18 protein-coding genes are annotated in these 23,450 nt (G+C 64.2%); 7 read left to right on the top strand and 11 right to left on the bottom strand.

Annotation, left to right across the window (positions count from 1 at the left end; translation table 11 throughout):
- Positions 1-54: 54 nt before the first annotated feature.
- Together AAC077_RS13390 and AAC077_RS13385 are read right to left on the bottom strand one after the other, a co-directional pair.
- Positions 55-744, bottom strand: coding sequence for an anti-sigma factor (locus tag AAC077_RS13390; RefSeq protein ID WP_339770398.1), 690 nt, complete (start codon positions 742-744; stop codon positions 55-57).
- Positions 737-1,279, bottom strand: a complete 543-nt coding sequence (locus tag AAC077_RS13385; protein ID WP_339770396.1) for a sigma-70 family RNA polymerase sigma factor — start codon at positions 1,277-1,279, stop codon at positions 737-739. The genes AAC077_RS13390 and AAC077_RS13385 overlap by 8 nt, the downstream gene beginning before the upstream one ends.
- Before the next feature lie 237 nt (positions 1,280-1,516).
- Here AAC077_RS13385 and AAC077_RS13380 point away from each other — a divergent pair, with 237 nt between their 5' ends.
- Positions 1,517-1,981, top strand: coding sequence for a MarR family transcriptional regulator (locus tag AAC077_RS13380; RefSeq protein WP_339770394.1), 465 nt, complete (start codon positions 1,517-1,519; stop codon positions 1,979-1,981).
- 46 nt (positions 1,982-2,027) lie between these two features.
- Here AAC077_RS13380 and hutU read toward each other — a convergent pair whose 3' ends face one another.
- Genes hutU through hutI form a run of 4 tightly spaced genes read right to left on the bottom strand, consistent with a single transcriptional unit; the run spans position 2,028 to position 7,235 of the window.
- A complete protein-coding gene (hutU, locus tag AAC077_RS13375) occupies positions 2,028-3,698 on the bottom strand; it encodes a urocanate hydratase (RefSeq protein ID WP_028954711.1) in 1,671 nt (556 codons plus the stop codon).
- Positions 3,695-4,492, bottom strand: coding sequence for an N-formylglutamate deformylase (gene hutG, locus AAC077_RS13370; protein ID WP_339770391.1), 798 nt, complete (start codon positions 4,490-4,492; stop codon positions 3,695-3,697). Before hutG ends, hutU begins: the two co-directional genes overlap by 4 nt.
- Positions 4,489-6,045, bottom strand: coding sequence for a histidine ammonia-lyase (hutH, locus tag AAC077_RS13365; protein WP_339770389.1), 1,557 nt, complete (start codon positions 6,043-6,045; stop codon positions 4,489-4,491). The genes hutG and hutH overlap by 4 nt, the downstream gene beginning before the upstream one ends.
- Entirely contained in the window at positions 6,042-7,235 is a 1,194-nt protein-coding gene (gene hutI / locus AAC077_RS13360; protein WP_339770387.1) for an imidazolonepropionase, read from the bottom strand. The genes hutH and hutI overlap by 4 nt, the downstream gene beginning before the upstream one ends.
- 75 nt (positions 7,236-7,310) lie before the next feature.
- Here hutI and AAC077_RS13355 point away from each other — a divergent pair, with 75 nt between their 5' ends.
- Positions 7,311-8,672, top strand: a complete 1,362-nt coding sequence (locus tag AAC077_RS13355; protein WP_339770385.1) for a formimidoylglutamate deiminase — start codon at positions 7,311-7,313, stop codon at positions 8,670-8,672.
- Positions 8,669-9,364 carry a GntR family transcriptional regulator gene (locus AAC077_RS13350; protein WP_339770383.1) on the top strand — a complete coding sequence of 232 codons (696 nt, stop codon included), beginning with the start codon at positions 8,669-8,671 and terminating at the stop codon, positions 9,362-9,364. The genes AAC077_RS13355 and AAC077_RS13350 overlap by 4 nt, the downstream gene beginning before the upstream one ends.
- Positions 9,365-9,383: 19 nt before the next feature.
- Here AAC077_RS13350 and AAC077_RS13345 read toward each other — a convergent pair whose 3' ends face one another.
- On the bottom strand, positions 9,384-10,823 hold the full coding sequence (locus AAC077_RS13345) for an aldehyde dehydrogenase family protein (RefSeq protein ID WP_339770381.1): 1,440 nt from the start codon (positions 10,821-10,823) through the stop codon (positions 9,384-9,386).
- A 143-nt stretch (positions 10,824-10,966) separates the two neighbouring features.
- On the opposite strand from AAC077_RS13345, the gene AAC077_RS13340 reads away from it, so the two are divergent.
- The 3 genes from AAC077_RS13340 (at position 10,967) to AAC077_RS13330 (ending at position 14,727) form a co-directional block, all read left to right on the top strand.
- Positions 10,967-13,012, top strand: coding sequence for an NADH:flavin oxidoreductase (locus tag AAC077_RS13340; protein WP_339770379.1), 2,046 nt, complete (start codon positions 10,967-10,969; stop codon positions 13,010-13,012).
- A 147-nt stretch (positions 13,013-13,159) separates the two neighbouring features.
- A complete protein-coding gene (locus AAC077_RS13335; protein WP_339770377.1) occupies positions 13,160-14,416 on the top strand; it encodes an imelysin family protein in 1,257 nt (418 codons plus the stop codon).
- 59 nt (positions 14,417-14,475) lie between these two features.
- Positions 14,476-14,727 (top strand): DUF1289 domain-containing protein, encoded by a 252-nt coding sequence (locus AAC077_RS13330; protein WP_339770375.1) that lies wholly within the window; start codon positions 14,476-14,478, stop codon positions 14,725-14,727.
- A 124-nt stretch (positions 14,728-14,851) separates the two neighbouring features.
- On the opposite strand, the gene AAC077_RS13325 is transcribed toward AAC077_RS13330, so the two are convergent.
- The 4 genes from AAC077_RS13325 to AAC077_RS13310 form a co-directional block, all read right to left on the bottom strand.
- Positions 14,852-17,095: a molybdopterin cofactor-binding domain-containing protein gene (locus AAC077_RS13325; RefSeq protein WP_339770373.1), complete on the bottom strand. Its 2,244-nt coding sequence runs from the start codon at positions 17,093-17,095 to the stop codon at positions 14,852-14,854.
- A gap of 4 nt (positions 17,096-17,099) precedes the next feature.
- Positions 17,100-17,561: a (2Fe-2S)-binding protein gene (locus AAC077_RS13320; RefSeq protein ID WP_339770371.1), complete on the bottom strand. Its 462-nt coding sequence runs from the start codon at positions 17,559-17,561 to the stop codon at positions 17,100-17,102.
- A 208-nt stretch (positions 17,562-17,769) separates the two neighbouring features.
- Positions 17,770-18,882 carry an S-(hydroxymethyl)glutathione dehydrogenase/class III alcohol dehydrogenase gene (locus tag AAC077_RS13315; RefSeq protein ID WP_339770594.1) on the bottom strand — a complete coding sequence of 371 codons (1,113 nt, stop codon included), beginning with the start codon at positions 18,880-18,882 and terminating at the stop codon, positions 17,770-17,772.
- Positions 18,883-18,949: 67 nt separating this feature from the next.
- The gene (locus tag AAC077_RS13310; protein ID WP_339770369.1) at positions 18,950-19,780 is read right to left on the bottom strand and encodes a 3-keto-5-aminohexanoate cleavage protein; all 831 of its coding nucleotides are present in this window, start codon (positions 19,778-19,780) and stop codon (positions 18,950-18,952) included.
- 228 nt (positions 19,781-20,008) lie between these two features.
- On the opposite strand from AAC077_RS13310, the gene AAC077_RS13305 reads away from it, so the two are divergent.
- Positions 20,009-23,404, top strand: coding sequence for an indolepyruvate ferredoxin oxidoreductase family protein (locus AAC077_RS13305; protein WP_339770367.1), 3,396 nt, complete (start codon positions 20,009-20,011; stop codon positions 23,402-23,404).
- Positions 23,405-23,450: the final 46 nt, after the last annotated feature.

The raw sequence follows: 23,450 nt of genomic DNA, 5'->3' as shown, positions 1-23,450 counted from the left end.
ACGCGGCGTGCATTTTTTTCTGATTTTTTTCGAAAGGACGTTTTAGCGCTGTGTTTACAGCGCCTGTTCGACCGCTGCCGCCGCCAGCACCGCACCCGTTGGTGCGCCCGTGGGCGAGCCGCCCGTGGGTTCGTCGGACAGGGCCAGCGTCAGGCTGGCCGCCACCGCGCGCAGGTTTTCCGGCAAGGTGATCTGCCATTCGCCCTCAAGCGGGACAACGCCCAGCGACACGGGCGCTGCATCGGGCGCAATGGCCCACAGTTCGGTCACACGGCCCGCCGGGGGGGCCGATGTGCTGCTGCGCACCAGGTTCAGCAGGCCGGAGTCGGGCTGCAACGTCGCGGTCAGCACAAAACTGCGCTGCTCAGGCGTCAGTTGCGCGGTATAAACCGGGCCGGTGGGCTGCAACGGTCCGGGCGTGTAGACAAACAGCGCCACAGCGACCAGCGCGGCAACGCCCAAGCCGATCCACATCGGCGGGCGCAGCCAGCGCAGCGCGCTTGCCGGTTTGCGGCCGAACACACGCGCCATAAGCGCACGGCGTGCCGCAGCCGACGGCTGCACCGGGTCCAGCGCATCGGTCAGCGCAGACAGATTGCGTTGCCAGGCCACGACCTCGGCGGCAAAGCCTGCGTCGTCGCGCACACGGGTGGCAGCGTCTTCCGCTTCCTGGTCTTCCAACAGGCTTAGCGCATATTCGGCGGCCAGGGCGCGGTCGTCTTCTGTGAGTGTTGTATCAGCCATCGGACATACACTCGCGCAACGCGATCAGCCCACGGCGCAACCACGTGCGCATCGTGTTCAGCGGTTGTTTGAAATCTTCGGCCAGTTCCGCATAACTGCGCCCTTCCAGATAGGCACCGCGCACGGCGGCGGCACGTTCGGCAGGCAGTTCATCCATGCAGCCCGACAGCCGCCGCGCCGACGACGCGGCCACGGCCATGGCTTCGGGGCCGGGATCGGGCGACGCCAGGGCCAGCGCCGGATCATCCACATCCGAGGCAAACTTACGTTTGCGCAACCGGTCAATGGCCGTGTTCCGCGCAATCGTGATCAGCCAGGTCATCGGGCTGTGCCCGGTGGTCTGATACCGTCCGGCATGGGTCCAGATTTTTACATATGCGTCCTGCATGGCATCCTCTGCTGAGGTCTTGTTGGACAAGACACGCAGGCAGACCGCCAAAAGTTTCGCCGAGGTGGCATCAAACAGCGCCTCGAACGCCGCGCGGTCACGCAGCGCACAACGCGAAATCAAATCTTCAAGGTCCGCATGATCCATGCCCCATATGTGCCACAGCCCTCTGAGGTTTCAACACTTAATCTTGTATTTGTTCTGAAACGACAGGCGTTTTTGCGGCTGTTCGCGCCTTGGGCGGCTGTCCGCCCCGCGCAGCAGCACCTTGTAAGTGGCGTTGACAAGACAAGGGATTGGCCTTCATATCTTAGCCGTTCAACTTTATCCAGAATTGAACTACTGTTTGTTGACCCGTCAAATAAGTTTGGATGCCGAGACCCGATGAAAGATACCGAAAAAGCTGTCGTTAAGTTTGAATTGCGCCAATTCATCACTTACCGGATCTCGCGACTGCAAAACTCGTTGAACGCACAAGCGGGCCATGTCCTGTCCAAACTCAGCGATCTGACACTGACCGAATGGCGCATTCTGTATATACTGCGCAGCATGTCGACCGCCACCATGAGCCAGATCGTGCAGGAAAGCCGTCTGGACAAGGCGCAGATCAGCCGGTCGATCAAGGCATTGGTCGAAAAAGGCTATATTGCCAGCGCGCAGGATGACCAGGACCAGCGCCGCCAGTTGCTAAGTGCAACGGCCAAGGGGCGCGCGATCAAGGACAAGATCCTGCCGATCATGATGCGCCGCCAAGAAGCCATGACCGAAGGGCTGAGCGACGAAGACATAAAGACCTTCTTGCGCATCCTTGACCACCTCGACGAAACCGCCCTGCGCCGCGATTTCTAAGCGCGGGCGCGGTGCAGCGGAGGGAATGCCCCCCGCTGCCTTTGGTTCAGCCTTTCAGGATGCCGGGCAGGTTCAGCCCGTTTTCGCGCGCGCAATCCAGCGCGATGTCATAACCTGCATCCGCGTGGCGCATCACGCCGGTGGCGGGATCGTTCCACAACACGTTGGCAATGCGACGGTCGGCGTCTTCGGACCCGTCACAGCAGATCACCATGCCCGAGTGCTGGGAAAAGCCCATGCCAACCCCGCCGCCATGGTGCAGCGACACCCATGTCGCCCCGCTGGCCACGTTCAGCATGGCATTCAGCAGCGGCCAGTCGCTGACCGCGTCTGATCCGTCCTTCATCGCCTCGGTCTCGCGGTTGGGGGACGCGACCGAGCCTGAATCCAGATGGTCACGACCAATCACCACAGGCGCAGACAGCTCGCCATTGCGCACCATTTCGTTGAACGCCAGCCCCAGCTTGTCGCGCAGGCCCAGACCCACCCAGCAGATGCGGGCGGGCAGCCCCTGAAAGGCAATGCGTTCGCGGGCCATGTCCAGCCAGTTGTGCAGGTGCGGGTCGTCGATCAGCTCTTTGACCTTGGCGTCGGTCTTGTAGATGTCCTCGGGGTCACCCGACAGCGCCGCCCAGCGGAACGGACCGATGCCACGGCAGAACAGCGGGCGGATATAGGCGGGCACAAAGCCGGGGAAGGCAAAGGCGTTCTCCAGCCCCTCTTCCTGTGCCACCTGCCGGATGTTGTTGCCGTAATCCAGCGTCGGCACCCCTGCGTTCCAGAAATCGACCATCGCGGCCACGTGGTTCTTCATCGACGCGCGGGCGGCTTTTTCCACCGCCTTGGGGTCGCTTTCCTGCTTGGCGCGCCATTCGGCCACCGACCAGCCCTGCGGCAGATAGCCGTGCACCGGATCGTGGGCCGAGGTCTGGTCGGTCACGATGTCGGGGTGAATGCCGCGTTCGACCAATTCGGCAAAGACATCCGCCGCGTTGCCGATCAGGCCCACGCTTTTTGCCTCGCCCGCCTTGGTCCATGTCTCGATCATCTCAAGCGCCTGATCCAGCGTATGCGCCTTTTCGTCCACGTAGCGCGTGCGCAGGCGGAAATCGACGCGGGTTTCGTCGCATTCCACGGCCAGACAGCAGGCCCCCGCCATCACCGCTGCCAAGGGCTGCGCGCCGCCCATGCCGCCCAAGCCCCCGGTGAGGATCCAGCGCCCTTTCAGGTCGCCTTCGTAATGCTGGCGGCCCGCTTCCATGAAGGTTTCATAGGTGCCCTGCACGATCCCTTGGGTGCCGATGTAGATCCACGACCCGGCGGTCATCTGGCCGTACATCGCCAGACCCTTTTTATCCAATTCGTTGAAATGGTCCCAATTGGCCCAATGCGGCACAAGGTTGCTGTTGGCAATCAGCACACGCGGGGCGTCCTTGTGGGTTTGGAACACGCCGACAGGTTTGCCCGATTGCACCAGCAGCGTCTGGTTGTCTTCCAGCTCTTTCAGCGCCGCCACGATGGCGTCAAAATCTTCCCAGGTGCGCGCAGCCCGGCCGATGCCGCCGTAAACCACCAGCTCGTGCGGGTTCTCGGCCACATCGGGGTGCAGGTTGTTCATCAGCATCCGCATCGGTGCCTCGGTCAGCCAGCTTTTGGCGGTGATCGTGGTGCCGGTGTCGGGAAATACGTCGCGAAGGTTGTGGCGCGGGTTGGTCATGATGTGCCTTTCAACTGGGGGGCCATTTCGGCCAGCGTGGTCAGGATGTCTTGCAGATGGATGCGCAAGGCGCGGGACTTGGCCGCGTCATAGGTCCAGGGCGCGGCCTCGTCCGTCAGATAGGCGGACTGGGCCAGCTCCATCTGGATGGCGTGAATACCGGTGTCGGGCTGGCCATAGTGGCGCGTGGTCCAGCCGCCCTTGAACCGTCCGTTCAGGATATGGCTGTGCGCGGCGGCCGCGCAGACCGCCACGGTGGCGGCTTCGATCTGCGGGGCGCAGGTGCGGCCCATATCGGTGCCGATGTTGAAATCCGGCAGGATACCGTCAAACAGAAAGGGGATATCGCTGCGGATCGAGTGGCAATCGTACAAGATCGCAACGCCGTGGCGCGCCTTGACCCGCTCCAGTTCCGCCTGCAAGGCCACGTGATAGGGCGTGTGGAACGCGAGACGGCGGCGTTCGATCTCGGCGGCATCGGGTTCGGTTTGCCAGATGTCGTGCCCGTCAAAGTCGGTCATCGGCACCAGCCCGGTGGTGTTCTGCCCGGGGTACAGGCTGGCCCCGCTGGGGTCGCGGTTGGCGTCGATCACATAGCGATGGAACGTGGCGCGCACGGTCGTAACCCCCGGCAGCAGCCCGTCATACAATGTATGAATGTGCCAGTCGGTGTCCGACAGCTCTTTGCCGCGTGCGTTCAGCGCATTTGAAACATCGTCGGGAACGAAGGTTCCGGTGTGTGGCAGGCCCAGCACAACGGGGCTGTCGCCTTGGATTACATCTACAGGGTTCATGACATCTCTCCGGTTACGAAACCGGGCAAACCGGCGGCACCGACCAATTGCCCGTCTTTGATGATGGTTGTAGCCGCTTCCAGGCTGGGGGCCATATAGCGGTCCTCGACCACCGCAGGCACCGACTGGCGCAGGGTGGCGATGACCGCTTGCAGCGGCGCACTGGTCTGCAAGGGCGCGCGAAAGCCGATGCCTTGCGCCCCGCAAATCGCCTCGACGCCCAGGATCACGTTCAGGTTGGCGTTCATCCGCGCCAGTCGACGTGCAGCATGGGCGGCCATGCTCACGTGGTCCTCCTGGTTGGCAGAGGTCGGCGTGCTGTCGGTGGTGCAGGGATTGGCCAGATGCTTGTTCTCGCTCATCAGCGCCGCCGTTGTCACCTCGGCGATCATCAGACCCGAGTTCAAGCCCGGGTCGGGCGTCAGGAAAGGCGGCAGATCAAAGCTGAGCGTCGGGTCCACCATCAGTGCCACCCGGCGCTGGGCAATTGCGCCCAGTTCGGAAATCGCCACCGCAATCTGGTCGGCGGCAAAGCCCACGGGTTCGGCGTGGAAGTTCCCGCCCGACACGATCATGCCGCCGTCGGGGTGGCTGTCATCGACCAGCACCAGCGGGTTGTCGGTGACGGCGTTCGCCTCGATTTCCAGCGTGCGGGCGGCGGCGTGCAGCAGGTCCATCGCGGCCCCCGTCACCTGTGGCTGGCAGCGGATGCAATAGGGGTCTTGCACGCGCGTGTCGCCGTCGCGGTGGCTTTCGCGGATTTCCGAACCTGCCATCAGCGCACGTTGCGCACGGGCCACTGCAATCTGGCCTGCGTGGCCGCGCAGGGTGTGAATGGCGTCTTCCAGCGGTGCAGTGCTGCCCATGATCGCGTCAGTGCTGAGCGCGCAGGTGACAACACTGGCCGACGCATTGGCCCAAGCGCCCCACAGCCCCACCAACGCACAGGCGGTGGAAAACTGCGTGCCGTTGATCAGGGCCAGCCCCTCTTTCGGGCCCAGCGTGATCGCCTCCAGCCCGGCAGCCTTCAACGCGTCGCCGCCTGCCATGCGGGTGCCGTCAAAGATCGCCTCGCCCTCACCGATCATCACGGCGGCCATATGCGCCAGCGGCGCAAGGTCGCCAGAGGCGCCGACCGATCCCTGATCGGGAATGACAGGCATCACACCTTTGGCCAGCATCCCTTCGATCAAAGCAACCGTAGACCACGCCACACCCGACGCCCCCCGCCCCAACGACAGCAGCTTCAGCACCATCATCAGCCGTGTCGTCGGCCCATCCAGCGGTGTGCCCACACCGCAGCAATGCGACAGGATCAGGTTGCGTTGCAGGCGCGCAGTGTCCTTGGCCGCGATCTTGACCGAGGCAAGTTTGCCAAAGCCGGTGTTCACGCCGTAAACCGCCGCCTCGCCCGACGCCGCCTTGGCCACCAGCGCCGCCGCCGCTTCGACGCCCGCGCGGGCGTCGGGGGTCAGCGCCGCGGCCCCCCCGTGGGTCCAGATGTGGTGCAGGGTCGACAGTGTCGTCGTGCCGGGTGTCAGGGTTACGGTCACAATGTGCCTCCGAAATTGCGGGAATGAAGGGGGTTAAAGCCGATGCGATAGGCCAGCTCGGCAGGCTCGGACACGTCCCAGACCGCCAGATCGGCGCGCATGTCCGGTGCGATCCGGCCCTGATCGGTCAGGCCCAGCGCAAGGGCCGCGTTACGGGTCAGCCCCGCCAGCGCCTCGGCCGGGGTCAGGCGAAACAGCGTGCAGGCCATGTTCAGCGCCAGCAAGGGCGAGGCCAGCGGCGACGAGCCGGGGTTGCAGTCGGTGGCAATCGCCATCGGCACACCGGCAGCGCGGAATGCCGCGACGGGGGGCATTTGCGTTTCGTGCAACGTGTAGAAGGCACCGGGCAGCAAAACAGCGACGCTGCCCGCCTGCCCCATCGCGTCAGCGTCGGCGGCGTTGGCATATTCCACATGATCTGCGCTCAGCGCGCCATAGCGCGCGGCCAGTTGCGTGCCGCCGATGTTCGACAATTGCTCGGCGTGCAGTTTCACCGGCAGGCCCAGCGCACGGGCTGCATCGAACACCCGCGCGATCTGGCCCGTGTCAAAGGCGATGCCCTCGCAAAACCCGTCCACCGCATCGACCAGCCCTTCGGCATGGGCGGCGTGCAGGGTCGGGATGCAGACCTGATCAATATAGCCGTCCGCGTCGCCTGCAAACTCCGGCGGCACCGCGTGCGCGCCCAGATAGGTGGTGCGCACGGTCACGGGGCGCACGTCAGCGATCTGCCGCGCCACCCGCAACATTTTCAACTCGGCTTCGCGGTCCAGACCATAGCCGGACTTGACCTCGATGGTGCTGACCCCTTCGGCAATCATCGCGTCCACGCGGGTCAGCGCCGAATGCAACAGCGCCTCGGGCGTGGCATCGCGCGTGGCGCGCACGGTCGACACGATCCCGCCGCCGCTGCGCGCGATCTGTTCGTAGGACACACCTTCCAGCCGTTGTTCGAACTCGCCCGCGCGTGTGCCGCCAAAGACCAGATGCGTATGACAGTCGATCAGCGCCGGCGTCACCAGTCGCCCGCCCAGATCGGTGGCCTGCTGGTTGCTGTGCCGGGCCGGCAGATCGGACCGCGCGCCCACCCATGCAATCCGGTCGCCGTCGGTCACAATCGCACCGTCGTCGATCATGCCGTAACCGCTGGGTTCAGACAGGGTGGCGATGCGGGCATTGGTCAAAAGCATGGTCACGACTCACTTGTTTATTGGTGCGGTTATGCGTATTATGTCTGCACATATTATTCTGTCAAGCGAGGCATCATGGAAAAACTCTGGGCGTCCGAAGCGCTGCTGCCGAATGGATGGGCGCGGGATGTAACGGTAACCGTCGACGCGGGGCGCATCGTGTCCGCCACGCCAGACACCGCGCGCAGCGGTTCTGATCTGGGCATTCTGCTGCCTGCCCCGGTGAACGTGCATTCCCACGCGTTCCAGCGGGCAATGGCCGGTCTGACCGAACGGCGCGGCCCCGATCCGCGCGACAGTTTCTGGACATGGCGGCAGTTGATGTTCCGCTTTCTCGACCGGCTGACGCCGGACGATGTGCAGGCGATCACCGCCTTTGTGCAGATGGAAATGCTTGCAGCGGGTTATGGCGCATCGGTCGAATTTCACTACCTGCACCACCAGCCCGGCGGCATGCCCTACGACAATCTGGCCGAGATGTCGGAACGAGTGGTGGCCGCTTCGCAGCAATCCGGCGCGGGGTTGTGTCTGGTGCCGGTGCACTACCAGTTCGGCGGCTGCGATCAGCGTGATCTGGGCGCGGGGCAAGTGCGCTTTGGCAACGACGCCGACCGGTTCGCGCAACTGCACGCGGCGGCGGGTCAGGCGCTGCACGCCCAGCCCGCCGATCATACGCTGGGGGCGGCCCCCCATTCGCTGCGCGCTGTGCGGCGCGAAGACCTGACCGAATTCGCCCGTCGCTATCCCAGCGGGCCGCTGCACATGCATCTGGCCGAACAAATCCCCGAAGTGGACGAGGTGCACGCCGCATGGGGCGCGCGGCCTGTCGATTGGGCGCTGCAACACATGGATCTGGATGACCGCTGGTGTCTGATCCACTGCACGCAGATGACCCCGGCCGAGACGACAGCCCTGGCCGCGACCGGCGCGGTTGCGGGCCTGTGCCCGATCACCGAAAGCTCGCTGGGCGACGGTATTTTTGATGGCGTGCGTTGGTTCGATGCGGGCGGTGCCGTGGCCATAGGCTCCGACAGCAACATCCGCATCAGCCTGTCGGAAGAGCTGCGCACGCTGGACTATTCCCAGCGACTGCGCGACGGCACCCGTGCGGCGCTGGCCACGGCGCAGGCATCGACCGGACGCCGCATCTTTGACGCGGTGCTGGCAGGCGGCGCGCAGGCGGCGGGGCGCGCAAGCGGGACCATTGCCGCAGGCCAGTGGGCCGACATGCTGGCGCTGGACACAGGGTCGATCCACCTGGAAGGGCGCAGCGGCGATCAGGCGCTGGACGCCTGGATATTCGCAGGCGACGACCGGCTGGTGCGCGATGTGTGGTCAGCGGGCCGCCATGTGGTGCAGGACGGCGCGCACATCGACCGCGATGCGATCACCGCAGCCTATCGCAAAGTGCTGCAATCGCTGAAAGACGCGCTGTGAGCGGGGACATCCGCAACTGGCAGGCGGTGCAACAAGAGGTCTTGCGCCGCATCCACACCCGCGCGTGGGCGCCGGGCGCGCTGATCCCGAACGAGGTCGATCTGGCCGCAGAATTCGGCTGCGCCCGCGCCACCGTGAACCGCGCCCTGCGCGCGGTGGCCGAGGCAGGGCTGCTGGACCGCAAACGCAAGGCCGGCACCCGCGTGGCCCTGCAACCGGTGGCCCGCGCCACGCTGTCCATCGCGGTGATCCGCCAAGAGGTCGCGGACAAGGGCGCGCGCTATGGCTACCGGTTGCTGGAGCGCAAGCTGGCCCGCCCCCCTGCCGCCGTCAGCCGCGCGCTCAAGACCGGCGCGGCGGCGTTGCTGCACGTGCGGGCGTTGCATTTTGCAGACGACGTGCCCTATGCGCTGGAAGACCGCTGGATCAATCCGGCCGGCGCTGCGGGCGCGCTGGACCAGCCGTTTGACACCACGAGCGCCAACGAATGGCTGCTGGAACACGCGCCCTACACCGGCGGCGACATCGCCCTGTCCGCGCACAGCGCCACAGCGGCCGAGGCGCAGGACCTGAACTGTGCCGCAGGGGATGCGCTGTTCGCACTGACCCGCAACACGTGGAACGACACCACCGCCGTCACCCGCGTGCGGCTGTTGTTTGCGCAGGGCTACGAAATGCAGGCGGACCTGTAGACCGGATTATTCCGTCCGACTATTCCGCAGGCCAGCCGCTGATGGCGCGCACTTCCAGAAACTCTTCCAGCCCCCAGATGCCGCCCTCGCGGCCCGTGCCTGACTGTTTCATCCCGCCAAAGGGTGCGCCGGTGCTGCGGCGCTGTTCGTTGATCTCGACCATGCCGGACCGCACCTCGCGCGAGATGCGCATGGCGCGGGCCGGATCGGCGGTTTGCACATAATTGGTCAGTCCATAGTCGGTGTCATTGGCGATGGCGATAGCCTCGTCCTCGGTATCGAATGCCATCATCGACAGCACGGGGCCAAAGATTTCGGTGCGCATGATCGTCATGTCCGGCGTGCAATCGGCAAAGACGGTGGGCCGCACGTAAAACCCGTGCTCAAGCCCGTCGGGACGGCCAAGGCCACCCGCCACCAGCCGCGCGCCTTCTTCGATGCCCGAGGCGATCAGCCCCTGGATCTTGTCGAACTGCTGTGCGTTGACCACCGGCCCGATGTGCGGGCCAACTTCGGACGTCCCGCCCACGGTGATTGCCTCGGCTGTGGCCTTGGCCTGCTCCACCGCCTGCGCATAGCGCGCCTGTTCCACCAGCATCCGGCTGGGCGCGTTGCACGACTGGCCCGAGTTGTTGAAACACCGCATCACGCCGCTTTGCACCGCGTTCGCATCTGCATCGGCAAAGATCAAGTTGGCACCCTTGCCGCCCAGTTCCAGCCGGACCCGTTTGACCGTATCCGCCCCCGCCCGCGTGATCGCGCGGCCTGCATCGGTCGAGCCGGTAAAGCTGACCAGATCGACATCGCGGTGCGCCGACAACTGCGCGCCCACACCCGGCCCGTCGCCGTTCAACAGGTTGAACACGCCCGCAGGCACGCCTGCCTCGTGCAAAATCTCGGCGAACAGCATGGCCGACAGCGGCGCCTGTTCGGACGGTTTCAGCACGGCCGTGCAGCCCGAGGCCAACGCCGGAATGACCTTGAGCACGATCTGCTTCATCGGCCAGTTCCACGGCGTGATCAGGGCGGCCACGCCGATGGGTTCATAGAGGATGCGATCGTGCGGCGTGTCCGGGCGCAGCGGGCGTTCGAATTCAAACGTCTCAAGCGCGTCCAGAAAGCCGGTGAAATGCGAACTGCTGGTGCGGGCCTGCTGGGTCTTGGACATTTCCATCGGTGCGCCAACTTCGCGGCTGATCACCGCGCCCATCTCGTCCGACCGGCGCATATAAACGTCGAAAATGCTGCGGATCAGGTCGATCCGCTGCGCCTTGGTCGAGGCACGCCAGCTTGGGAAGGCCGCGCGGGCGGCCGCAACGGCGAAATCGGTGTCGGCCTGCCCGCCCAGCGCGATGGTGGCAAAGGGTTGTTCGGTCGTGGGATCAATCACCGCGCGGTCGGTGCCCGCAAGCGGGGCAACCCATTGGCCGTCGATGTAAAACTGACGCTTGTCCAGCATAGCGTGGTCCTTTGGTGCAGTGATCCTGACCCTTGCGCAGATAGTCGCAGCCCCGAAACTTGTCCAGCGCAGTGGCGGCGATTGACAGTGCGCCGGTGGCGGCTCAACCTGCGACCGAATGCCCCCAGCCCCAAGGAACCGTCATGTCCAAAGACCCGCTTTTGCAGCCCTTTCAGCTCAAACACCTGACGTTGAAAAACCGGATCATGACCACCAGTCACGAGCCCGCCTACCCCGAGGACGGGATGCCCAAGGACCGTTATGCCGCCTATCACGCGGAACGCGCCAAGGCAGGCGTGGCGCTGGCGATGACGGCAGGGTCGGCATCCGTGTCGCGCGACAGCCCGCCGGTGTTCAACAACGTGCTGGCCTACAAGGACGAGGTGGTGCCGTGGATCAGGCGCCTGACCGACGGGTGCCACGAACACGGCTGTGCGGTGATGATCCAGCTTAGCCATCTGGGCCGGCGGACCACGTGGAACAAGGGCGACTGGCTGCCTTCAGTGTCGTCGTCGCGGCACCGCGAGCCCGCGCACCATGCCTTTCCCAAGCTGATCGAGGATTGGGACATCGAACGCATCATCACCGAATTCGCCGATGCCGCCGAACGCATGCAGGCGGGTGGCATGGACGGGATCGAATTGCAGGTCTACGGGCACCTGCTGGACCAGTTCTGGTCGCCGCTGACCAATGACCTGACCGGGCCATATGGGGCCGATACGCTGGAAAACCGGATGCGGTTTCCGATGGATGTGCTGGGCGCGGTGCGCAAACGTGTGGGCGACGATTTTATCGTGGGCTTCCGCTTCACGGCGGACGAGGCGCAAAAGGGCGGGATCGACGCCGCCGAGGGCTTGGAGATTTCAAAGATACTCGCCGCCGATGGGCGTCTGGATTTCCTGAACGTGATCCGGGGCCGCATTCACACCGACCCCGCGATGACCGACGTGATCCCCGTCCAAGGCATGAAAAGCGCGCCGCATCTGGATTTCGCAGGCGAAGTGCGCCGCGCCACCGGAATGCCCACCTTTCACGCCGCCCGCATTCCCGATGTGGCCACCGCGCGCCATGCGGTTGAATCGGGCCTGCTGGACATGGTCGGCATGACCCGCGCCCATATGGCCGACCCGCATATCGTGCGCAAAATCATCGAAGGCCGCGAGGACGACATTCGCCCCTGCGTCGGGGCCACCTATTGTCTGGACCGCATCTATCAGGCGGGCGAGGCGCTGTGCATTCACAACGCGGCCACGGGGCGCGAACTGACCATGCCGCACACCATCCCCGCCGCCGACAGCCCCCGCAAGGTGGTGGTTGTCGGCGCGGGGCCAGCGGGGCTTGAGGCCGCGCGGGTGGCAGCCGAGCGGGGCCATGATGTGACGGTCTTCGAGGCACAGCCCGAACCCGGTGGACAGGTCCGCCTGACCGCCCGCACCCCGCGCCGCCGCGAGATGATCGGCATCATCGACTGGCGCATGGCGCAATGCGCCGCCCGCGACGTGACCTTTCACTTCAACACATGGGCCGAGACGGACGACGTGACCGCCCTGTCGCCCGACGTGGTGATCGTGGCGACAGGGGGCATGCCCAACATGCACCTGTTCGAAACCCGCACCGAGGCCGCGCATGTGGTCAGCGCCTGGGACATCATCGCAGGCGACATCAAACCCGCCGCCCGCGTCCTGATCTACGACGAAAGCGGCGACCACCCTGCCCTGCAAGCCGCCGAGATTGCCGCCGCTGCCGGATCAAAGGTCGAGGTGATGACACCCGACCGCACCTTTGCCCCCGACATCATGGGCATGAACCTGGTGCCTTATATGCGGTCGTTGCAAGACAAGGACGTGACCATGACCGTCGCCCGCCGCCTGCTGGGCGTCGCCCGCAACGGCAACGTGCTGACCGCGACCATCGGCACGGATTACAGCGATCACAGCCAACAGGCCGATTATGATCAGGTGGTGGTGAACTATGGCACGCTGCCGCTGGATGACCTCTATCACGACCTGAAACCGCTGAGCCGCAATGGCGGGGCGGTGGATCATGATGCGCTGATCAACGGACGGCCCCAGACGGTTGTGCGCAACCCCCAGGGCCAGTTCCAGCTGTTCCGCATCGGTGACGCCGTGTCGGCGCGCAACACCCATGCGGCAATCTACGACGCACTGCGGCTGGTGAAAGATTTGTAAGGGCGCGCCTTTGGGAAACCAACTGTTTTAATCGGGATTGACAATTCTGATCAATTTAGTCAGCTTTCGGTCATCATGAGAGTCACCCCCGTCTGCGGGCCATTCCGGTCCGTGACACCGAGAATATCCGACCCCAAAGGACCCACAATGAAACGCCTGTTTTTGACGACCGCAATCAGCCTGACGGCCACGGCGGCGTTCGCCGACACCCGCACCGATGTGCTGACCACCTATGCAGACATCGCCGCCGCGACCTATGGCGACAGCCTGACCACGGCGCAGACCCTGCAAGCGGCCGTTGACGCGCTGATTGCGGAGCCGTCCGAAACCAACCTGACCGCCGCGCGCACCGCGTGGAAAGCCGCCCGCGTGCCGTACCAGCAAAGCGAGGTCTTCCGTTTCGGCAACCCCATCGTCGACGACTGGGAAGGCGGGCTGAACGCCTGGCCGCTGGACGAGGGGCTGATCGACTACGTGGACGCATCCTATGGCGGGGCCACCGATGAAAACGAAGCCGCAGCTCTGAACGTGATTGCCAACCCCACGTTTACACTGTCGGGCGCAGAGGTCGACGCGACCGAAATCACCCCCGACCTGCTGAAAAACACCCTGCAAGAGGCCGATGGCGTCGAGGCGAACGTGGCCACCGGCTATCACGCCATCGAATTCCTGCTGTGGGGTCAGGACCTGAACGGCAACGGACCCGGCGCTGGCAACCGTCCGTGGACAGACTATGCAGTGGGTGACGATTGCACCAACAACAACTGCGACCGGCGCGGCGCCTATCTGAAGGCGGCGACGCAATTGCTGGTGTCCGATCTGGAATGGATGAGCGCCCAATGGGCCGACGGCGGCGACGCGCGCGCCAATGTGATGGCCGACGAAGGTGCGGGCATTTCCGCGATGCTGACCGGCATGGGCAGCCTGTCCTATGGCGAACAGGCGGGCGAACGCATGCGTCTGGGCCTGATGCTGAACGACCCCGAGGAAGAGCACGACTGTTTCTCGGACAACACCCACAACAGCCACTATTACGACGGTCTGGGCATCCAGAACGTGTACCTTGGCAGCTACACCCGCATTGACGGCTCGACCGTGTCGGGCGCGTCGCTGTCGGACCTTGTGGCCGAGGCTGATGCAGCGCTGGACACCGAAATGCGCCTGAAACTGGCAACAACCATGCGCGAGCTGGGCGAGATCAAGACCGCCGCCGAGACAGGGTTTGCCTATGACCAGATGCTGGCCGCCGGCAATGCTGCGGGCGAAGAGCTGGTGATGGGCGGCGTGAACGCGCTGATCGACCAGACGCGGTCGATCGAACGCGTGGTTGCCACACTGGGCGTCGACGGGATCGCGTTTGAAGGCTCTGACAGCCTCGACAATCCCGGCGCTGTGTTCGAATAATCGCATGATCACGGGGCGGGGTTTTTCCCGCCCTGTCCCTTTTGCAAAGCCAAAGCGCCATGCCCAAACTGCCCAGCCCCTGCATCGACGTGTGCAAATACAAACGCGCCGGTCACTGCATCGCCTGTTCGATGACAAAACCGCAGAAAAAGACGTTCAAGTCGCTGAAGAAAGAAGACCAACGGCACGGCTTCGTGCAACTGGTCATGGCGCAGCAGGCGCAGATGGGCAAGTTCCGGGCCTGGCCTGACGTCTATGAAAAGAAGTGCCGCAAAAAAGGCGTGGCTGTGCCGGTGGTGCCCGAGGGGTGACGTCGGCAGGGGGCTGGCTTGCGGGACTTCTATGCCCTTCACCAAAACCCGGCAACAAGGTGCGTCGCAACGCCAGACACCGCCTCCACGCCGCCGCCTGAGATCATGTCACACGATTGCAACCCTACACGAAATCAATATGCCGGTTCATCGGCATTTCCCGAATGCGCTGCCCCGTCGCCGCAAAGATCGCGTTTGACAGGGCCGCCGCTGCGGGGGGCACCATCGGTTCGCCCATGCCGCGCACGTGAATGTCGTTCTCCAGACCCCGCACTTCGATCACCGGCGCCTGACGCATCCGCAGCCCTTCAAAGGCATAGAAATTGTCCTGCTCGGCCATCCCGTCAGCATAGGTGATCTCGCAGTTGATCGCGTGGCCCAGCGCAAAGATCACGCCGCCCTGCACAAGGTTTTCAAAGTTCACCGGATCAATCACCCGCCCGACTTCGGCGGCGACCCAGACGTTGTCGATACGGATGCCATCGGGCGTCGCGGTCACGTCGATCACCTCGGCCACGGGCACACCGAAGGACGTGCAAAACGCCACCCCGCGCCCGCGCCCTGTCCCCGGTTTGGTCGTCCAATCCGACATCTCGGCCACGGCCTCCAACACCTTGCGCGAAGGTTCGTGCCACATCAGACGCAGCCGTTCCTCCATCGGGTCGGCGCCTGCGGCATGGATCAACTCGTCCAGAAACACATCGTGGAAAAACCCGTTGGTGGACGCCCCGACCGACCGCCAAGAGCTGATCGGTGCCAGTTCCGGCGCACGGTAGCCCGACACGCGGTAGTTGGGGATTTTCAGCGGCTGTTCCCACGCCCCTGCCACGATTTGCAGGTCCGGTCCCGGCACGGACCAGCCCTGTCGGCCCATCTGGCTGGACATCACCGACGGCATGGCAATGCCCAGATCAAAGCCGTGCACCTTGCCGTCCCTGACCACGCCCCGCCCGCGCGCCATGGCGATCTGGCGGGGGTGGTCGTGGGTCATGTCCTCTTCACGCCGGTAGGTCAGCTTGACCGGCGTGCCCTTCATCTGCATGGCGATCTCGGTGGCCTGACTTTCCACGTCAGTCTCCAGCCGCTGACCAAAGCTGCCGCCCATCATCTGCACGTGCACATGGATGTTGTCGACGTTGATGCCGGTCAGCTTGGCCAGATTGGCCTGCACAAAGCGCGGCACCTGCGTACCCGACCATACATCGACGCGGTCGTCGCCCACCAGAACGGTGGCGTTGCTGGGCTCCAGCGGGGCGTGCGCCAGATAGGGCGCGCGGTATTCGGCCTCGATCACCTCGGTCGTGTCCTCGAACGCCGCGTCCACGTCGCCCTCGTCGCGTTTGCGGCTGTCCAGTTGATCGTCGTTGAAACTGTCTGCCAGCGCCTGCCAATGGCCGTCCATTTCAGCCGGATAGGGTGCATCGCCCCAGTCGATGTCGATGGCATCGGCCGCGGCAAAGGCGCGCCATGTGTTGTCCGCCACCACAGCCACACCGCCCGTGACCGGCAACACCTGTTTCACGCCACGCATCTGCTTGGCGGCCTCGGCATCATAGCCGTTCATCGCCCCGCCCTTGCGCGGGTTGGTGCGCACGGTGGCGTGCACCACGCCCTCGGGCGCAAAGTCGATGCCATAGCGCAGGGTGCCGGTGGATTTCGCTAAGATGTCCAGCCGCTGCTGCGGTTTGCCCATGATCCGCCAGCGCGAATGATGCCGCAGCGCCAGATGGTCTGCCGGTTCGATCTGCGACGCTTCGACCGCCAGATCGGTATAGGCGATGCGGGTGCCGTCGGGCAGGATCACATGCGCGCTTTCGGTCGTCATCTGCTTGGGGTCCTGACCGGTGCGTTTGCCCGCGGCCATCTTCAACGTCTCGCGCGCAACGGCCCCCGCCATGCGCAGCTTTTCATAGCCGTCGGGCACGGTGGTTGACCCGCCGGTCATCTGCATCCCCATGAACTTCATCACCGCATCCATCACGCCGCGCGTGGTGTTGGCCATGGTCGACCGATCCGTGGGGCGGAACGGCGCGCTTTCAGCAGCCAGTGCCGTGTTGTAATAGGCCGGACTGGGCACGCCGGGGCTGACGCTGACCTGGTCCATGTCAACATCCAGTTCCTCGGCGATCATCATCGCCTGCACCGAATAGGCCCCCTGCCCGCTGTCGGCACGCGGGGTGATCAAGGTGATGCCATCCGCGTTGATCAGCACATAGGGCGTCAGCGCCGCCTCGCCCTCTTGCAAATCATCCAACAACGGGTTCGCGGCCGGTTTGCGGTACATGTAATAGCCAAAGGCCACGCCGCCCATCAAAGCGACCGAACCCACCATGAACGTCCGGCGAGCGATTGTTCCTGCACGTCCCATGATCTTATGCCTCGCTCAGGTTGGCGGCGGCGGTTTTCACCGCGGCACGAATGCGGGGATAGGTGCCGCATCGGCACAGGTTGCCCGACATCGCTTCGTCGATCTGGGCATCGGTGGGTGCGGGGGTCTCGGCCAGCAGGGACGCGGCCTGCATCATCTGACCTGACTGGCAGTAACCGCATTGCGCGACCTGATGGGTGATCCACGCCTGTTGCACCGCGTGCAGAGCGTCGGGCGTGCCCAGCCCTTCTATCGTGGTGATCTCGGCCCCTTCGGCATCGGCGGCCCATGTCTGGCACGACCGCACCGCCACCCCGTCCAGATGCACAGTGCACGCCCCGCATTGCGCGACGCCGCAGCCGTATTTCACGCCCTTATAGCCCAACTCGTCGCGCAGCACCCACAGCAGGGGCATGTCCTCTTCGACATCGACCTCGTGGGCGGTTCCGTCAACTGTCAGCTTCATGTCTTCGTTCCCCTGATCCTGCCACAGCCCGCGCAGAACTGTACCGTTCGGTTTAGAATATCAGAATATTTAAGGCTGCCAATTCACAATTACCAGTTACAGCCCTGTAATCAGCCTGCCCCGAAACGACACAGGCCGCTGCCCTTTTCGGGCAACGGCCTGTTTTGAATTGATTTTTACCTGCATCATTGTGCAGGCCCGCACCGGATCAGAATTCGACAACCGCGCGGATCGACTTGCCCTGATGCATCAGCTCAAAGCCTTCGTTGATCTGATCCAGCGTCAGTTTGTGGGTGATCATCGGGTCGATCTCGATCTTGCCGTCCATGTACCAGTCGACGATTTTAGGCACATCGGTGCGCCCCTTGGCCCCGCCAAAGGCGGTGCCGCGCCAGACGCGGCCTGTGACCAGCTGGAACGGACGGGTCGAGATTTCGGCCCCCGCAGGCGCCACGCCGATGATGATGCTTTCGCCCCAACCCTTGTGCGCGGCCTCAAGGGCTGTGCGCATGACCTTGGTGTTGCCCGTCGCGTCAAAGGTATAGTCCGCGCCGCCCTTGGTCAGCTCGACCAGATGCGCCACCAGATCGCCCTCGACCTTCTCGGGGTTCACGAAATCGGTCATGCCGAAATAGCGGCCGGTTTCTTCCTTGTCGTCGTTCAGATCGACACCGACAATCTGGTCGGCACCGGCCAGACGCAGACCCTGAATGACGTTCAGACCGATGCCGCCCAGACCAAAGACCACGCAGCGTGCGCCGATTTCAACCTTGGCGGTGTTGATGACCGCACCGATGCCGGTGGTCACGCCGCAGCCGATGTAGCAGATCTTGTCAAAGGGCGCGTCCTTGCGCACCTTGGCTAGCGCGATCTCGGGGATCACGGTGTGGTTGGCGAATGTCGAGCAGCCCATGTAATGGTGGATCGGCGTGCCATCCATCATCGAAAAACGCGTGGTGCCATCGGGCAGCAGGCCCTGGCCTTGGGTCACGCGGATCGCCTGGCACAGGTTGGTCTTGCCCGACAGGCAATATTCGCATTCGCGACACTCGGGTGTGTACAGCGGGATCACATGGTCGCCCACTTCCAGCGTGGTCACACCTTCGCCCACTTCCAGCACGACGCCCGCACCCTCGTGGCCCAGAATGGCGGGAAAGATGCCTTCGGGGTCGTCGCCCGAGCGGGTGAATTCATCGGTGTGGCACAGGCCCGTGGCCTTGATCTCGATCAGAACCTCGCCCTTGCGGGGGCCTTCCAGGTTCACGTCCATAATTTCCAGCGGTTTGCCTGCGGCAACGGCAACGGCGGCGCGGGTTTTCATCATCTGTTTTATTCCTTCGGTTTTCAGGTCCGGTTGCGCGGCATGAACACGACGCAACCGCAAAAAGTCAAGCCGCCCGCAACCCCAGAAGCGCGCGCGCTTGCGCAGGGGTGGCGATGGGGCGGTCGTGTTTTTCGGCAATCTCGACCGCACGCTTTACCAGTGCCGCATTCGACGGCGCCAGCGTGTCACGGTCCAAACGCACGTTGTCTTCCATGCCGGTGCGGGCGTGCCCGCCTGCGGCGATGGACCATTCGTTCAGCACCAATTGCTGCACCCCGATCCCGGCCGCACACCACGGCGCACCGGGCAGCAGGCGGTTCACGGTTTCGACGTAATAGTCGAACACATGCTTGTCGGCGGGCATCGCATTTTTAACACCCATAACAAACTGGATATAGGGCGTGTCCTTGATCCGGCCATCGGCCTGCATCTTCACCGCTTGCAGAATGTGCGACAGATCAAAGGCTTCGACTTCGGGCTTGATGTCATAGGTCAGCATTTCCGACGCCAGCCAGTCCACCAGATCGGGCGGATTTTCATAGACACGGGTGGGAAAATTGTTCGACCCCACCGACAGCGACGCCATATCAGGGCGCAACGACAACATCGCACCGCGCGCCTGACCGGCACCCGACCGGCCACCGGTCGAGAACTGGATGATCAGGCCCGGACAATGTTTTTTCAAACCCTCCTGAAGGGCCGCAAACTTGTCGGGATCGGACGACGGCGTTTCATCCGCGTTGCGCACGTGGGCGTGGCAAATGGTGGCCCCGGCCTCGAACGCCTCGTGCATGCTTTCCACTTGTTCGGACACGCTGATCGGCACGGCGGGATTGTTCGCCTTGGTCGGCAATGATCCGGTGATGGCGCAGCAGATGATAAGAGGGGTGGTCATAGGGTTCGGCCCTTTTGGGTGATGGTGAAGTTGTTATGACAAGTGCCGCCGCAGGGGGCAATGGTGCGCGCCGGATCAGTGCCCGTCTTGATCGGCAAGTTTATTCCACCAATCGCGGTATTGTGGAAATTTCCGCTCACAAGATTAGGTGACAGGCCAAAGACAGACCGCAAATAGGCACAAGCCTGCGCTATGATGGTCACCAAACGCCAGCCCCGGAGCCCCACCATGAGCAAGCTTGATCCCGCCTTTGACACCTATCAGTTGTCCGACCGCTATACCGCGCAAACGGGCCGCGTGTTCCTGACCGGCACACAGGCGCTGGTGCGGGTGATGCTGGACCAGGCCACCCGCGACCGCGCCGCGGGGATGAACACTGCCGGGTTCGTCTCGGGCTATCGCGGCTCGCCGCTGGGCGGGGTCGACCTTGAGATGTGGCGATCGAAGAAACTGCTGGCTGAAAACGCCATCGAATTCATGCCCGCCGTGAACGAAGACCTTGGTGCCACCGCCGTTCTGGGCGCGCAGCAGGCCACGCTGGACCCTGATTGCACCGTCGATGGCGTGTTTTCCATGTGGTATGGCAAGGGGCCGGGCGTGGACCGGTCGGGTGACGCGCTGAAACACGGCAACGCCTACGGCTCGTCCCCCAAGGGCGGCGTGCTGGTGGTGGCGGGGGACGATCACGGCTGTGTGTCGTCGTCGATGCCACACCAGTCCGATGTTGCGTTCATGTCGTGGTTCATGCCCACGCTGAACCCCGCGTCGGTCGCGGAATATCTTGAGTTCGGCGAATACGGCATCGCCCTGTCGCGCTTCTCTGGCACATGGGTCGGGTTCAAGGCGGTGTCGGAAACCGTCGAGGCGGCGCAGTCGATTGACCTGAAGCCCGCGCGCGCATTCACCCAGCCGGATTATACAGCGCCCGAAGGTGGCCTGCACGTCCGCCCCGCCGACCTGCCCAGCCCCGCCATCGAAACCCGCATCGGTGCCAAGCTGGACGCGGTCGAGGCCTTTGTTCAGGCCAACCCCATCGACCGGCACATCTATGACATCAAGGACGCCAAATTCGGCATCGTCACCACCGGCAAGGGCCATCTGGACCTGATGGAGGCCCTGCGCCTGCTGGGCGTGGACGAGGCCGCCTGCCGCCGGTTGGGCATCGACATCTACAAGGTCGGCATGGTCTGGCCGCTGGCCCGCCGCGACGCCCTGGATTTTGTGCGCGGCAAGGAAGAGGTGCTGGTGATCGAGGAAAAACGCGGCATCATCGAAAGCCAGTTCAAGGAATATTTCTATGACTGGCCCGGCGACAAACCCGCGCGCATGGTCGGCAAGCACCGCGCGGCGGGTGACCCCCTGATCCCGTGGACGGGCGAATTGTCGCCGCTGATGCTGGCGCCCATCGTGGCCGAACGGCTGGATGCGTTTTTCCCTGATGAGGGCCTGCCCGCCAAGGCCGCCGCCCTGACCGAAACGCCGCCCCCGGTGCTGTCGCGCCCCGGTGCCACGCGCACGCCCTATTTCTGTTCGGGCTGCCCGCACAACACATCGACCAAAGTGCCCGAAGGCTCGACCGCCGCCAGCGGCATCGGCTGTCACGTCATGGCGTCGTGGATGGACCGCGACACCGTCGGTTACGCCCAGATGGGCGGCGAAGGCGTGCCATGGAGCGCCGCCAGCCGGTTCAACGGCAACAAGCATATCTTCCAGAACCTTGGCGAGGGCACCTGGTATCACTCCGGCTCGCTGGCCATCCGCCAATCGGTCGCGGCGAAATCGAACATCACCTACAAGATCCTGTACAACGACGCGGTCGCCATGACCGGCGGCCAGCCGGTTGACGGCCCCGTCAGCGTGCTGGGCATCGCCCAGACCTGCCGCGCCGAAGGGGTCGAGCGGATCGCTCTGGTGTCGGACAATATCGACAAGTTCGACAAGGCCGACTTCCCCCGCCACACCACCTTTCACGACCGCGCCGACATGGACACCGTGCAGCGCGAACTGCGCGAGGTGGCAGGCACCAGCGTCCTGATCTACGAACAGACCTGCGCCACCGAAAAACGCCGCCGCCGCAAGCGTGGCACGGCAGAAGACCCACCGCGTTTTGCCTATATCAACGATCTGGTCTGCGAAGGCTGCGGCGACTGTTCGGTCGAAAGCAACTGCCTGAGCGTCGAGCCGAAAGAGACTCCCTTTGGCCGCAAGCGCAAAATCAACCTGTCGTCGTGCAACAAGGATTTCTCGTGCCTGAACGGCTTTTGCCCCAGCTTCGTCACCGTCGAGGGCGCCACCCGGCGCAAGCGCGAGGTCAGCATTGACCTGAGCGGCCCGCTGGCCGCACTGCCGCAGCCCGATGTGCCGCGTCTGGAGGCCCCTTACGGCTTGTTGGTTGCCGGCGTCGGTGGCACCGGCGTCGTCACCGTCGGCGCGCTGATCACCATGGCCGCCCACCTTGAGGGCAAGGGATCCAGCGTGCTGGATTTCACCGGCTTTGCGCAGAAATTCGGCACCGTTCTGGGCTATGTCCGGTTGGCCCCCACCCCCGCCGACATCCATCAGGTGCGCATCGAAGCAGGCCGCGCCGATGCGCTGATTGCCTGTGATGCGGTTGTGGCATCGTCGCCCAAGGCGTCGGTGCATCTGCGCCGCGGCACCCGCACGGTGCTGAACCGCGCCGAAATGCCCACCGGCGATCTGGTGCTGCGCCGCGATGCCGATCTTGAGATTGACGAACGCGAGGCAATGGTGCGCGGCGTGGTCGGCGACGACAACGTGCTGGGTCTGGACGCGGGCAAACTGTCCGAGGATCTGATGGGCGACGCGGTGTTCGCCAACATCATCCTGCTGGGCGCCGCATGGCAACAAGGGCTGGTGCCGGTCAGCGAGGTTGCCTTGAAACAGGCGATGGTGCTGAACGGCGTGGCCGTGGACAAGAACAAGCAGGCGTTCGACATCGGCCGCGTGCTGGCGGTCACCCCCGACGCTTTGGGCGTGGTCGAAGAGGCGCAGGCCGAGGAAACGCTGGAACAGTTGATCGACCGCCGCGCCGCGTTCCTGACCGATTACCAGAACGCCAAATACGCCAAACGCTACCGCGACCGGCTGGCGCGTCTGTCCCGTGACGTGCCGCCCGAACTGGTCGCCGTGGCGGCGCGGTCGCTGTTCAAGCTGATGGCCTACAAGGACGAATACGAGGTCGCCCGCCTGATGACGCAAACCGGGTTCGCGGCGAAACTGGCCGAGGAATTCGAAGGCGACTACAAGGTAAACTACCACCTTGCCCCGCCCCTGCTGCCCTTGGGCCAAGACGCCCGTGGCCGCCCGAACAAACGCGCCTTTGGCCAATGGATGACGCCGGTGTTGCGCGGCATGGCGCACTTCAAGGGCCTGCGCGGCACGCCGTTCGATCCCTTCGGGCGCACCCACGACCGCAAACTGGACCGCGCCCTGCTGCATTGGTTCGACGAGGTCATGGACCGCGTGGCCGACCGCTGTTCAGACGGCAGCCGCGACAACTGCGCCAAACTGCTGGCCCTGCCGATGGACGTGCGCGGCTATGGCCCGGTGCGCGAAAAGGCGGCGGCGGATGTGATGGCGCAGACCGAGGCGATCAAACTCTGAACGACGCACCAACCACAGAGGCAGCACCCCAAATCGGGCGCTGCCT

Origin of the sequence: uncultured Pseudosulfitobacter sp. (genome assembly GCF_963976325.1) — a bacterium.
Classification (GTDB): Bacteria; Pseudomonadota; Alphaproteobacteria; order Rhodobacterales; family Rhodobacteraceae; genus Pseudosulfitobacter.
The sequence above is the reverse complement of the archived record's forward strand: the minus strand, read 5'-3'. Positions and strand labels throughout refer to the sequence as shown.